The organism is Celeribacter sp., assembly GCF_048266405.1.
Lineage (GTDB): Bacteria > Pseudomonadota > Alphaproteobacteria > Rhodobacterales > Rhodobacteraceae > Celeribacter.
In genome coordinates, this window is sequence record NZ_JBLWZO010000002.1 from 98,272 (window position 1) to 111,448 (window position 13,177).

Here is a 13,177-nt window from a genome sequence, read left to right on the forward strand (position 1 = left end):
CGCCCGCCACCTCATTGGTAAAGAAACGAAAAACCCGGGCAATTGCTTGCCCGGGTTTGTTTTATGGGAGGATCAGATCGAGATCAGCCGTTGCTGAACTCTGGGTAGGCTTCCATGCCGAGTTCCGCTTTATCGAGACCTGTGATCTCGGATTCTTCGGAGACGCGGATGCCCATTGTTGATTTGAGGATCACCCAGACGATCAGGGAGACAACGAAGACGAACAAGCCGATAACAACGACACCGATGAGCTGTGTCATGAAGGACGTGCCATCATTGGTGAGCGGAACCGCGAGGGTGCCCCAGATACCAGCGACGAGGTGGACAGGGATCGCACCGACAACATCGTCGATTTTCATCTTGTCGAGTGCAGGGACTGCGAAGACCACGATCGCACCGCCGATACCACCGATGATCAAGGACATCAGAAGCGAAGGAGCGAGAGGTTCTGCGGTGATGGACACGAGGCCAGCGAGAGCGCCGTTAAGAACCATCGTCAGGTCGACTTTACCGTAGACGAGTTGGGTCAGGATCAGAGCGACGAGAGCGCCAGAGGCTGCGGCCATGTTGGTGTTTGCAAAGATGCGGCCAACGTCGGTGATGTCGCCAACTGTACCAGCAGCAAGCTGCGAGCCACCGTTAAAGCCGAACCAACCGAGCCACAGGATGAACGTACCGAGAGTAGCAAGCGCAAGGTTGGAACCTGGCATAGGGTGTACTTTGCCATCTTTGAATTTACCGATACGTGGGCCGAGAACAAGGGCACCTGCGAGGGCAGCGAAGCCACCTGCGGCGTGAACAAGGGTCGAGCCTGCGAAGTCAGAGAAACCCATCTCGGACAAGAAGCCGCCGCCCCACTGCCAGGATGCTTCGATCGGGTAGATCACACCAGTCAGGATCGCGGTGAAGATGAGGAACGGCCACAGTTTGATGCGCTCGGCGAGTGTACCGGATACGATGGACGCGGTGGTCGCACAGAACATCAACTGGAAGAAGAAGTCGGAAGCAACAGATGCATAGTCGAGCGATGCATCGGCGGCAGCGAGGCCGACAGGCTCAAGCGAGGTTGTGGAGAACCACGGCCCCATGATCCCTTCGATCATCCACTCGCCCGGATACATCAGGTTGAAGCCGATGAGCCAGTACATGACAGAGGCAATCGCGAAGAGGGCGACGTTTTTAGTGAGCTGTGTTGCGACGTTCTTGGAGCGCACGAGGCCCGCTTCGAGCATTGCAAAACCTGCGGCCATCCACATGACGAGGAAGCCGCCGATGAGGAACAACAGGGTGGTCAGGATATACGGGCCGATTTCGTCGAACGTGGGCGCAGCCACCTCGGCGTCTTGAGCAAAAGCCACAAGGGGAAGCGCAGAGGCGACCACTGAGGCTGGAATGAGTTTGGTGAGTTTCATCTTGGAAAGTCCTTTTCGTCTCTTAAAGGCGCGCGGATTAAACAGCGTCGTCGTTGATCTCGCCGGTACGGACGCGCACAGCGCCTTCCACGTCGAGGACAAAAATCTTGCCGTCGCCGATCTTGTCGGTCTTGGCGGTGGTGGCGATGGTTTCAACAACTTGGTCAGCCATGGCGTCTGCAACCACGATTTCCAGTTTGACCTTTGGTACGAAATTCACGGCGTATTCAGCGCCACGATAGATTTCGGTGTGACCAGATTGCGAGCCGAAGCCCTTGATCTCTGTCACCATCATTCCACGAACACCGATGGTGGTGAGTGCTTCGCGGACCTCTTCAAGCTTGAACGGCTTGATTGCAGCAATAATCAGTTTCACGTTATTCCCCTTCCGATTGAGCGGGCGCCTGCCTCCAGCGGCAGCCATGGCTCACCAAAGGGCGGCGATCGCGTGTTAACAAGAAAACCTGGGGGGGTAAGCGACTCAGAAACAGGCATTTCTGCCCAAAAATTATACAATTTGTGCGCTAAGATTATTTTTTAAGCTAAAAACGAAGGACGTGACCGACTCAAGGGCCTCTACATTCGCGGCTTGTCTTTGTATTGTAACCACAGGTAAACGCGGCTCAGACCGCAAAAAGCAGCCGAGCAGAGCACATGACAGGACAAAAACGCGGACGGGGGAAACTTGTCGCTGAACGTCGCTACAAAGCGACCAACAAGACGAGCCCCAAACCGAAAGCGAAACGCGCCACCACAAAGAAGGCGCGCCGCGCCCCGAAACGCAAAAGCACGCAGCCCTTTGTCGTGCGCGTTGTCGTTGGGTTTGTACGGTGGATATTGCGGGCGCTGTGGATCATCATCTCGCGCACCGCGCTTGTCGTTGCGCTCATCTTGGGCCTGTCTGTCGGCTACATCTACACGACCCTGCCTCCCGTCACCGACTTACTCGACGGGCGCGCGCGTGGGTCGGTCACGCTACTGGATCGCAACGGGTCTATTTTTGCATGGCGCGGCGAACAGTTCGGCGGACAGATCACCGCCGACACCGTGTCGCCCCACCTCAAGAACGCCATTGTGGCCACCGAGGACCGTCGGTTCTACAAGCACTTTGGCGTCTCTCCCCGCGGCATCGCCTCAGCTATCAAAATTAACCTGAGCGAAGGGCGCGGCCCTTTGTCGGGTCACGGCGGTTCGACACTCACGCAACAGACGGCAAAGCTGCTCTGCCTCGGCGTGCCCTACGACCCAACAGAATGGGAAAGCCAAACCGCCTATGAGGCTGACTGCCGACAAGGCACCATCGCGCGCAAGCTCAAGGAAGTCGTCTATGCAATGGCGATGGAGGCTCGTTATTCCAAAGATGAAATTCTCTCGATTTACATGAACCGCGCCTATCTTGGTGCAGGGGCCAACGGGTTTGAAGCCGCAGCCCAACGGTATTTCGGCAAATCCGCCGCCGAGGTGAATATCGCAGAAAGCGCCATGCTTGCGGGTCTTCTGACGGCGCCCTCGCGCTATGCGCCGACGAACAACCTTAAACGCTCCCAAGAGCGTGCGGGCATTGTGTTGCTTTTGATGAACCAACAGGGATTTATCACCGACGCCGAACGCGCCGAGGCCAAGGCCCATCCCGCCGAGCTTTCCGAGACCGCCGAGAAACGCGCGGGCGGATATTTCGCGGATTGGGTAATGGGAGCAGGTCCAGACTTCCTGACCCGCGACACCACCGAGGATGTGGTGATTGACACCACATTGGACCAACGCATCCAAACCGCCGCCGAAGAGGCTCTGACCTATATCTTCGAGAACAAGGTCCGCGCAGGGTCAAAGGCACAGGCTGCAATCGTCGTGATGAGCGCAGACGGAGCGGTGCGCGCTATGGTCGGCGGACGCAAGCTCAAGGTTTCTGGCGCCTTCAACCGCGCCACCCAAGCCCGCCGTCAACCTGGCTCAGCATTCAAACCCTTTGTCTATGCAGCGGCTCTTGATCTGGGATGGTCATATGACAGCGTAATTATGGATGAGCCTTTGACGCTCGACATTCCCGGATCAGGGCCATGGACACCGCAAAACTACGACCGCAAATTCCACGGAGCCGTGACCCTCACTGATGCCTTGCGCAACAGTTTCAACATTCCTGCCGTAAAGCTCGCGGTAGATGTGGGGCTAGAGAACGTGCGCACGGTCGCGGAAATGTTCGGCATCGAAAGCGATCTGGCGCAGGGGCCGGCACTGGCGCTCGGAGCATCGGAATCAACGCTTCTGGAAATGACCGGAGCCTATGCGGGCATTCTGAACGGCGGCTCCTCCGTGACACCTTACGGGTTGAAATCGCTGCGTCTCAAAGGCGACAACACCCCGCTAATGGGCCAAGACGGCGGTCTGGGCGAGCGGGTCATCACGCCCGAAAGCGCCCAAGAGCTCATCTACATGATGTATAACGTCGTCCAGAACGGCACGGGGCGACGCGCACAACTCGACGGGATCGAAGTGGCGGGCAAGACTGGCACCACCCAAGCCGCCCGCGATGCGTGGTTCATGGGCTTTACTGCCGATTATGTGGCAGGTGTCTGGATGGGCTATGACGATAACACCCCGCTGACAGGTGTCACGGGTAGCGGCCTTCCTGCCGAGATCTGGCACGAAACCATGTCGCGTGTCATGGCGGGTGTGGACCCCAAGCCCTTGCCAATGATCCGACCTTCCGCGCCACCAACGGTGGCCGATCAATCTAATGTCGCCCAATCTGGCACGGCAGGCGGGCGCAAAACGGATAAGGCAGACAACGTGCTTCGCGATTTGCTCGGGGCGATTTTCGGGACAGGCAACTAATCCGTTTCAAACGGGGCCATTTAAACGACACAAGGCGCGAGGGTTTCCCGTCGCGCCTTGTTCTTATTGTAAGGTCGCTGCCGTCGACCGTGTGCCTATTGCAACGCGGCCGTCAGCTTGGAGATTGATCCGCCCGCTTTATCCAGCATCGCGCCAATCTCGGCCCGCTCGGATTTGAGCAGGGAAATGCCCTCAATCTGCAAATCAATGAAGCGCCCCGAGGCGTCATGCACGATGAAGCTAATCTCGAAGGGCGGCTCGCCACGCAAGATAGAAATACAGCGCACATCATAGATCGAATTGATCTTTTGCGTCGATTTCACCTCGATACGGCCCCCGATAAACTCACGGAACCGCGACCCGTATTTTCGCGACAGATAGGACTGGAACGCCTTGGTAAAGGCACTGAGTTCCGACGACGATGCCGAACGAGCCGCAGGGCCAAGCGCGGAGCGGGCGATGGAGGGCACATCCGCATATTTGGACAGCACACGCGCAAAGTCACCATACATCGCCCCCTCGGATTTGCCCGAGTTGATGATCTTATTGATGTCCGCGACCGTCTTTTGAATAAGCGTTTCGGCCTGTCCCGCCGAGAACGCAAAGGACGGCAACGGCGCAAGAGCCGTGAGGGCGAAGGCCGAAAGACCCGCTAGGACCGAACGACGTTGGAACATGGGATCACTCATAGAAGTCCTCATAAATATCATATGCAGCAGCGCCGCCAGTGGCACCACCTGTATCGTCTTTTGCGCCTCCGAGCGGGGCAACCAATTCGTAACGGCGTTTGTCGAGATAGGTCAAACGCAGCACCGAATAGCTATCGGCACTTTCATACGCCACGGATTCATAAAGATCGGAATACCGATACCGTGCGTCCGCCAGACCCGCGACCGTTAATGGTAACTTGTACTTCTCAAGACCAGTTTCAAGGAGCGACACGGGATCGAGTGCAATATCGACCAAAAGGCCAAAGGCATCACGTTCTGTGGAGGGACCATAGAGCGGCAAAACGACATAGTTGCCCTCACCCACACCCCAACGGTGCAGGGTTTCGCCAAAATCGGTGTCGCGCTCTTCAAGGCCGAATGCCCCCGCAACGTCCATCAAGCCACCGATCCCGAATGTCGCGTTGACGATAAACCGCACGGTGTTGTGGGCCGCCTCATCCAATCGCAACTGCAAGACATCGTTGACCACCACTCCGGGAAGGGAGAGCGTTTTGGACACATTCGTGATGCCCTGCATCACCGGTTCGGGCACAATCGTTCCATAGGCCGTGGACGCAGGTTTGACCAAGGCACGGTCGACTGCGAGGTTCATGGCATGGGTTTTGCGGTTCGTTTGCTCATAAGGGTCGGAAATACCATCAACAACATCTGGCGCGGCACATGCGGCAAGAGACGCCGCAAGCAAGACTGGCAAGATGATTTTTTTCATATTTGCAAACATATTGGACCACAATCAGACATCATTAGGTGGGCCAGCCGGCCCAGATGGTGAACCTAAGACTCTACACTCATAAGGCCAATATTTACACTCTATGTCGTAAGGTCCTGTGACCAAGAATCTACAACTATTTAAGTGAACATAGCAGCGCACCAAGTATAGCGCGGCGAAATCTGAGTTTGGGCTTTAAATTAGTACATGAAAACAACGTCAAAAGACCAAATCCGCCAAGGCAAAGAAGAGCTTGGCAGAGTGCGAGCACAATCCCGTGGGCTATATTGGGGAACTGCCGTTTTTTCCATCATCATCAATGCGTTGATGATGACAGGGCCGCTGTTCATGCTACAGGTCTATGATCGCGTACTAGGATCGGGGTCAGAGGCGACACTTGTCGCTCTTTTTGCCATTGTTGCATTCTTGTATCTTCTTATGGGCCTTCTGGACAGCGTCCGTGGGCGCGTCCTGTCCCGAATCGGCGCGCGATTCCAATCCGCCCTTGAGGACCGTGTGTTCAACGCGACAATGGATCGGGCCGCAGCCGATCCTCGCGCCAAGCATCGCACCTCCCCGATGGATGACCTAACCGCCATTCGCCGCTTCATATCCTCACCTGTTCAGGCGGCCATGTTCGACCTGCCCTTCACACCGTTGTTTCTTTTCGGGATCGCTCTGTTCCATCCCTATCTGGGTCTACTGGCCGTTGGAGGCGGAACGGTGATCATCCTTGTTGCCCTGTGGCACCGCAATGCGGCCAAAGACCCTCAATCGGCATCGCAGCGCGCAGAGATCAACGCCGTTCAAATGGCCGCGCGCATGTCGTCCTCCTCCGAAGCGCTGAAATCTCTCGGGATGCAACGCGCTGCCTTTCGTCGGTGGCTCGCAGCCCGTCACACCGCCCTGAAAAGCGCAGTAGACAGTTCCGACACAACCCTGAGTTTTTCGGCAGCGTCCAGAGCCATGCGCCTGTTCTTGCAATCCGCAATGCTTGCGCTCGGCGCGTGGCTCGTGTTGGAGCGGGAACTGACCCCCGGTGCGATGATAGCAGGCTCTATTTTGCTTGGTCGCGCCTTACAGCCCATAGATACGTTGATCGGACAATGGGCCGTCCTGCAATCCGCCATCCGCGGGCGTGAGAACCTTGCGGAACTGCTCGGAGAGCACCCCATTCAACCCGACCGCATGGAATTGCCGCGCCCCAAAGCTGTGCTTGACGTCAACAATCTGACAGTCATCCCGCCAGGACAGGCACAGGCCTCTCTGCGGCTTGTCTCATTTGATGTCAGACCCGGCGAAGCGGTGGGCATCATCGGCCCGTCTGGTGCGGGAAAATCTACTCTGGCCCGCGCCATAACAGGGGTTTGGCCAGCAAACGGTGGGACCATCCGTCTCGACGGGGCCAAGCTCGACCACTACTCTGCCGAGAAGCGCGGCGACTACATCGGCTATTTGCCACAATCGGTTGAATTATTTGACGGTACGATTGCGGAAAATATCGCCAAATTGGCCATGAGACCCGATCACGAGGCGGTTGTTACGGCGGCCAAGAAAGCGGCGGCGCATGACATGATTTTGGCGCTCCCCGACGGCTATGACACGCAGGTGTCCTCCTCTGGTGGTCTGCTATCTGGTGGTCAGTTGCAACGGATCGGCCTTGCGCGGGCGTTTTTTGGAAATCCAGTTCTTGTCATTCTCGACGAGCCAAACTCGAACCTCGACAACGAAGGCTCCGTGGCGCTCAACAAAGCAATCCGCGCCCATAAGGCGGAAGGCGGCGCGATTCTCATCATGGCGCACCGCCCCTCCGCCATCGAAGAGTGCGAAAAGCTACTGGTGCTAGCGTCAGGAGCCCGTCGTGCCTTTGGCCCCAAAGACGCGGTTCTCAAAGAGACCGTTCAAAATAGTGCCAACATTCAACGCGGCGGACCGGGAGGTGTGCAATGACGTCTCCAAGCAAAAACCAATCAGATACGCCCACAACGACCGACAAGGACGAATGGGCGGCAGGTCGCCTTTTGAGCATTGGTTTTGTACTCGTCGCCATACTGGTAATCGGATTTGGCGGATGGGCAACCTTTGCCCGCATCGACGGGGCGGTTGTGGCCTCGGGTCAGTTGCAAGTCGACCAGAACCGCCAGGAAGTCGCCCACCGCGATGGCGGCGTTGTCGCGAATGTTCTCGTGCGCGAAGGGGACGAGGTGAAAGCGGGCGATACGCTGTTGACGCTCTCCGCCAATGAATTGGACAATGATCTGCGCATTGCTCAGGGCCAGCTTTACGGCATGATGGCCCGTTCAGCCCGCCTTGAAGCTGAGCGGGACCAAGCGCCCGAAGTGTCCTTCCCGCAAGAGCTTCTGGACCGCGCCAAGGACGACGCAGAAGTGCAGCTCCAAATCGCGGGGCAGTTAGACCTGTTCTCTGCCCGTCACCTCACGCGCACCAAAGAGATCGAGCAACTGGAAAAACGAAAGGCACAGATTGCAGCGCAAATCGACGGCCTCGACGCACAGAGCGATGCGTTGCGAGAACAGCGTGTGCTTGCCGAAGCGGATCTGGTTGATCAAGCCTCCCTACGCGAACGCGGCCTGACACAACAAAGCCGCGTAACGGCGCTACGCAAAGAAGTAATCGGACTGTCCGGGGAGCTTGGCCGAATTGAGGCCACCAAAGCCCAAGCCCACGCCCAGATCACCGAAATCGAACTCGCCATTCTCAAACTCGGATCGGACAGACGCGAAGCTGCCATCAGTGAATTACGTGAAGTTCAAAACAGGATCGCGCAGCTACGCGAGCAAGTGGCCGCCCTCTCCGCCCGCAAAGACCGTTTGGCCATCACAGCGCCGATGGACGGAATCGTCTATGGTCTTTCTGTTTTCGGAACGGGCGCGGTGATCTCCCCCGCGGAGCCGCTGCTCTACATCATTCCGCGCGACCGCCCCTTGGTGATTGCCGCACGCATCAATCCCACGCATGTGGATCAGGTCTATCCGGGACAAACCGTGCGGCTTCGCTTCACAACATTCGATCAACGCCGCACGCCTGAATTGCTCGGCGAGTTGCGGCGCATTTCTGCGGATGCCTTTGTCGACGAATTGACGGGAACCCCGTTTTACATGGCGGAAATATCCCTGTCCGAGGAGCAACGATCGCGCCTGCCCGAAGGGACCGAATTGCTCCCGGGGATGCCCGTCGAAACCTTTATTTCGACAGGGGAGCGAACTGCCCTTGCATATTTGACAAAACCCCTCACAGATTACTTCAACCGCGCATTCCGCGAGAAGTAAAGGAACCACAATATGTCTAACATCGAAGCCCGCATCAGTGCCTTGGGCCACACACTCCCCGACGCCCCTGCCCCCGCAGCAAACTACGTGCCTTTTGTTGTGACGGGTAAACACCTGTTCGTGTCGGGCCAGATTTCCAACGGTCCAGATGGCCTCATTTGCGGCAAGCTCGGCGCGGATCTCACAACTGAAGAGGGAGCCAAAGCCGCCGAGACTTGTGCCTTGGCGTTGCTCGCTCAGGCCAAGGCCGCAACGGGCGATCTGTCCAAAGTGGCGCGCTTGGTGAAACTTGTCGGCTTCGTCAATTCGACGCCTGATTTCACCGATCAACCCAAAGTCATCAACGGTGCATCCGACCTCATGGTTGCGGTTCTAGGTGATGCAGGGCGTCATGCACGCTCTGCTGTCTCTGCTGCGTCTTTGCCCCTTGGTGTCGCGGTCGAGATTGAAGCCATTTTCGAATTGGCCTGATCCATGCGCCCCTGCAAACTGCCACACTCTTTTCTGGCGCGTCCTATCGCCCATCGCGCGCTGCATGACTCAAATGTCGAGCGCGTCGAGAACGGTATGGCCGCGATTGATGCCGCGATTGACGGTGGATTCGGGATTGAGATCGACGTACAACCAAGCCGCGATGGCCATGCTATGGTCTTTCACGACTATGACCTTGGACGCCTGACAACAACCCAAGGCCCCATCGCGCAGCGCACCGCCAAAGAGCTGTCGGAGCTGACATATGTCACGGGCGAAACGGGCATCCCGACATTGCCTGAGGTCTTATCACATGTGGCAGGGCGTGCGCCTCTGCTCATCGAGATCAAGGATCAAGACGGGATGATGGGGCCGAATGTCGGCCCGCTTGAACGCACCGTGGCGCAGGCTCTTGCGGGCTACACAGGCGATGTTGCCGTGATGTCATTCAACCCGAATACCGTAGTGCAGATGGCGGAACTGACCCCCGACGTTCCACGCGGATTGACCACATGCGATTACCGCGCGAAAGATTGGAAACTGCTGACCGAGGCCACACGGGCGCACCTGCGCAGCATTCCCGATTTCGAACGTACAGGCGCGTGTTTCATCTCGCACCGCGCAGGCGCCTTGACCGATCAACCCGTGCAAGCCCTCAAGAAACGCGGTGTCCCTATCCTGTGTTGGACCGTGACCTCCGCCGAGAAAGAAGCCAAGGCCCGCAAGGTCGCGGACAACATCACCTTTGAGCGCTATATTCCCGCTTGACCTCACAGCTCCCCTGACCCAGCTAATAGAGACAAAACAGGAGCAGGTGCGCGTGTCTGACGACATCGAAATATTTCTCAGCCCGTCAATTGACGCGTTTGATGTCGCAGATTGGGATGCCTGTGCGGGTGCGCCAACGACCGGACGCGCCCCAGATCCCTTCACCACGCATCGGTTTCTGAAGGCGTTAGAAGACAGCGGATCGGTGGGCGGGCGCACGGGATGGGTGCCACGTTACATCGGCGCGCGCCAAAACGGCGAACTGATTGCCGTCGCACCAAGCTATCTCAAAGGCCACAGCCAAGGCGAATACGTGTTCGATTTCGCATGGGCCGAAGCCTATGAGAACGCAGGCGGGGACTACTACCCGAAGCTGCAAATCGCGGTGCCCTTTACTCCCGTCACAGGGCGACGATTGTTGGTGCGCGACGGGTTCGAGGAAATTGGCCAAGCTGCCTTGATCGAGGGAGCGGTATCTGTCGCGGCGCAAAACGGTTTGTCGTCGGTGCATGTCACCTTTTGCACCGACACCGAGACACAAGCGGGCGAACAGATGGGGCTGCTGTCGCGTGTCGGCCAACAGTTTCACTGGATCAACCGCGACTACGCATCCTTTGACGCCTTCCTGTCAGACCTGTCCTCACGCAAGCGCAAGAACATCCGCAAGGAACGCGCGACCGCGCAAGGGTTCGGCGGCGAGATCGTCCGCCTCACGGGCGACGCCATTCAACCCGAACACTGGGACGCCTTCTGGGCGTTCTATCAGGACACAGGCAGCAGAAAGTGGGGAACCCCGTACCTCACCCGCGCGTTCTTTGATTATGTCCATGACACGATGCGCAACGATGTTCTTTTGGTGCTTGCCCTGCGCGACGGTAAACCCGTCGCGGGCGCGCTCAATTTCGTCGGGCAAGACACGCTATTCGGCCGCTATTGGGGCTGCACCGAGCATCACCCCTGCCTGCACTTTGAACTGTGCTATTACCAAGCCATCGACCACGCGATTGAAAACGGGCTTGCACGGGTCGAGGCGGGTGCGCAGGGCGAACACAAACTGGCCCGCGGCTATCTACCGACACCAACGCAGTCGCTCCACTGGATTGCCGATGCAGGGTTTCGCCGCGCGGTGGCCGAGTACCTGGACGCAGAACGCGCCGCCGTTGACCATGAGGTCGAGGTGTTGACCGCCTATGGCCCGTTCAAGAAATCACAAAAGGATGACGATCATGACTGACCTTCTATCCGATGACGAAAGAAAGACACTCATCGCTCCGCTACAACAAACGGGATGGGACTACGACCGTGAGGGCCGCGCCATATCAAAGACCTTTGTCTTTGCCGACTTCGTGGCTGCGTTTGACTGGATGACGCGTGTGGCACGGATCGCGGAGGATGCGAACCACCATCCCGAATGGACCAACGTTTACAAAACCGTCACCGTCACCCTGACAACTCACGACGCCAAGAGGCTGACGCACAAAGACATCGCATTGGCGCAAGACATGGATAAGGCCGCACAGGTATGATCGAACAACTTCTGAACTACGATATTTATAACGGCAAGACGGTCGGGGATTACCTGTCCCTCGAATTTATCGTCGGCGTTGCGGGCTCCATAATCGGGGCGCTGCTTATTGTATTCGTCGGGATGTTTCTGGCGGGATGGGCGGGACGCCGCATTCGCAACATCGGTCATCGCCATGAGGCACTCGACGATACGCTGTTCAATTTTTTGGGCAATATCATCCGCTATGTGATCCTCGGCTTCACCCTCCTGATTGTGCTGAACACCTTTGGCATCCAGACGACCTCTATCGTCGCGGTGATCGGTGCGGCGGGTCTGGCGATCGGTCTCGCGCTGCAAGGCACATTGTCGAATGTGGCAGCAGGCGTGATGATTATCCTGTTCCGCCCGTTCAAGATTGGCGATTTCGTAGAGGTCGCGGGCATTTCGGGGACGGTCAAAGACATCTCGCTCAATTTCACCGAGCTTGCCAATGTGTCGAACATTCAGGTGATCGTCCCAAACTCGCAGGTCTGGGGCAATATCATCACCAACTACTCGACCAACCAAACGCGGCGCGCCGAATGGGTTTTTGGTGTCAGCTACGGGGCTGACCTCAAGGCCGCCGAGGAGGCTATTCGCACAACGATCATGGCCGATCCGCGCTCGCTCACCGATCCCGCGCCCTTCATTCAGGTCAACAATCTGGGTGATTTCTCTGTCGATTTCCTTGTACGTGTCTGGGTGCCTTCGTCGGAGTATTTCGCCTATCAGGCCGATATGAAACGCGCCGTCAAAGAGGCATTGGATGCCGCGGGGGTCGATATTCCATTCCCGACCCAAACCCTCATCAATTCAGAAGCCTGAACGCAGAACGCCCGCATCGTATGTATGCGGGCGTTCTGATTTCTTACGTCTGACTTTAAATCTCGGCCAAGAGCGCTTCGCCGCCAGAGATCGCGCATTCTCCTGCATTTTCTTCAACGTGCAGCACTTTGACCACGCCATCCTCAGCATAAAGCGCAAAGCGTTTGGAGCGATTGATCAGGCCCACAGCAGGCGCATTGAAATCGAGGCCCATTGCCTTGATGAAAGAGCCATCGGCATCGCCAAGCATTGTAATGCCGACACCTGCCGCTTCGGTATCTTTGGACCATGCGTCCATCACAAATGGGTCATTGACGGAAATACAGATCACCTCATCAACGCCTTTGCTGTCGAACTGGCCTTTGGTGCGCACAAAGCTTGGCACATGGGCAGTCGAACATACGCCTGTATAAGCGCCGGGCAAGCCGAACAAAACGACCTTACGGCCTTTGAATTTTGCGTCGAGGTCAACGGACTCTGGACCTTCGGCCCCAAGAATAAGTGCCGTACCACTCGGGAGTGTGTCCCCTACAGAAATCGTCATTTAATGCATCCTTCGCGTTGTGTTTCCTTCCCTCGAGGATATAGGTTCA

13 protein-coding genes are annotated in these 13,177 nt (G+C 57.2%); 8 read left to right on the top strand and 5 right to left on the bottom strand.

Annotated features, from left to right (window positions below):
* Positions 1–83: 83 nt before the first annotated feature.
* The gene (locus ACN0TS_RS05255; protein WP_417258286.1) at positions 84–1,412 is read right to left on the bottom strand and encodes an ammonium transporter; all 1,329 of its coding nucleotides are present in this window, start codon (positions 1,410–1,412) and stop codon (positions 84–86) included.
* Between the two features lie 37 nt (positions 1,413–1,449).
* Positions 1,450–1,788, bottom strand: coding sequence for a P-II family nitrogen regulator (locus ACN0TS_RS05260; RefSeq protein ID WP_417258287.1), 339 nt, complete (start codon positions 1,786–1,788; stop codon positions 1,450–1,452).
* A gap of 278 nt (positions 1,789–2,066) precedes the next feature.
* Between ACN0TS_RS05260 and ACN0TS_RS05265 the strand changes: the two genes are divergently transcribed.
* Positions 2,067–4,244, top strand: coding sequence for a transglycosylase domain-containing protein (locus ACN0TS_RS05265; protein WP_417258288.1), 2,178 nt, complete (start codon positions 2,067–2,069; stop codon positions 4,242–4,244).
* A 95-nt stretch (positions 4,245–4,339) separates the two neighbouring features.
* On the opposite strand, the gene ACN0TS_RS05270 is transcribed toward ACN0TS_RS05265, so the two are convergent.
* Positions 4,340–4,933 carry an MlaC/ttg2D family ABC transporter substrate-binding protein gene (locus tag ACN0TS_RS05270; RefSeq protein WP_417258289.1) on the bottom strand — a complete coding sequence of 198 codons (594 nt, stop codon included), beginning with the start codon at positions 4,931–4,933 and terminating at the stop codon, positions 4,340–4,342.
* Positions 4,926–5,684, bottom strand: coding sequence for a VacJ family lipoprotein (locus tag ACN0TS_RS05275; protein WP_417258290.1), 759 nt, complete (start codon positions 5,682–5,684; stop codon positions 4,926–4,928). The genes ACN0TS_RS05270 and ACN0TS_RS05275 overlap by 8 nt, the downstream gene beginning before the upstream one ends.
* Before the next feature lie 207 nt (positions 5,685–5,891).
* Between ACN0TS_RS05275 and ACN0TS_RS05280 the strand changes: the two genes are divergently transcribed.
* From ACN0TS_RS05280 to ACN0TS_RS05310, 7 genes are read left to right on the top strand one after another with little or no spacing between them, the layout of a single operon-like run.
* On the top strand, positions 5,892–7,634 hold the full coding sequence (locus tag ACN0TS_RS05280; protein ID WP_417258291.1) for a type I secretion system permease/ATPase: 1,743 nt from the start codon (positions 5,892–5,894) through the stop codon (positions 7,632–7,634).
* Positions 7,631–8,974, top strand: coding sequence for an HlyD family type I secretion periplasmic adaptor subunit (locus tag ACN0TS_RS05285; RefSeq protein ID WP_417258292.1), 1,344 nt, complete (start codon positions 7,631–7,633; stop codon positions 8,972–8,974). Before ACN0TS_RS05280 ends, ACN0TS_RS05285 begins: the two co-directional genes overlap by 4 nt.
* Positions 8,975–8,986: 12 nt before the next feature.
* Positions 8,987–9,445 carry a RidA family protein gene (locus ACN0TS_RS05290; protein ID WP_417258293.1) on the top strand — a complete coding sequence of 153 codons (459 nt, stop codon included), beginning with the start codon at positions 8,987–8,989 and terminating at the stop codon, positions 9,443–9,445.
* A gap of 3 nt (positions 9,446–9,448) precedes the next feature.
* A complete protein-coding gene (locus ACN0TS_RS05295; protein ID WP_417258294.1) occupies positions 9,449–10,213 on the top strand; it encodes a glycerophosphodiester phosphodiesterase family protein in 765 nt (254 codons plus the stop codon).
* Positions 10,214–10,265: 52 nt separating this feature from the next.
* The gene (locus tag ACN0TS_RS05300; RefSeq protein ID WP_417258295.1) at positions 10,266–11,447 is read left to right on the top strand and encodes a GNAT family N-acetyltransferase; all 1,182 of its coding nucleotides are present in this window, start codon (positions 10,266–10,268) and stop codon (positions 11,445–11,447) included.
* Positions 11,440–11,739 carry a 4a-hydroxytetrahydrobiopterin dehydratase gene (locus ACN0TS_RS05305; protein ID WP_417258296.1) on the top strand — a complete coding sequence of 100 codons (300 nt, stop codon included), beginning with the start codon at positions 11,440–11,442 and terminating at the stop codon, positions 11,737–11,739. Before ACN0TS_RS05300 ends, ACN0TS_RS05305 begins: the two co-directional genes overlap by 8 nt.
* A complete protein-coding gene (locus ACN0TS_RS05310; protein WP_417258297.1) occupies positions 11,736–12,584 on the top strand; it encodes a mechanosensitive ion channel family protein in 849 nt (282 codons plus the stop codon). Before ACN0TS_RS05305 ends, ACN0TS_RS05310 begins: the two co-directional genes overlap by 4 nt.
* 55 nt (positions 12,585–12,639) lie before the next feature.
* Here ACN0TS_RS05310 and ACN0TS_RS05315 read toward each other — a convergent pair whose 3' ends face one another.
* Positions 12,640–13,128 carry a peroxiredoxin gene (locus ACN0TS_RS05315; RefSeq protein ID WP_417258298.1) on the bottom strand — a complete coding sequence of 163 codons (489 nt, stop codon included), beginning with the start codon at positions 13,126–13,128 and terminating at the stop codon, positions 12,640–12,642.
* Positions 13,129–13,177: the final 49 nt, after the last annotated feature.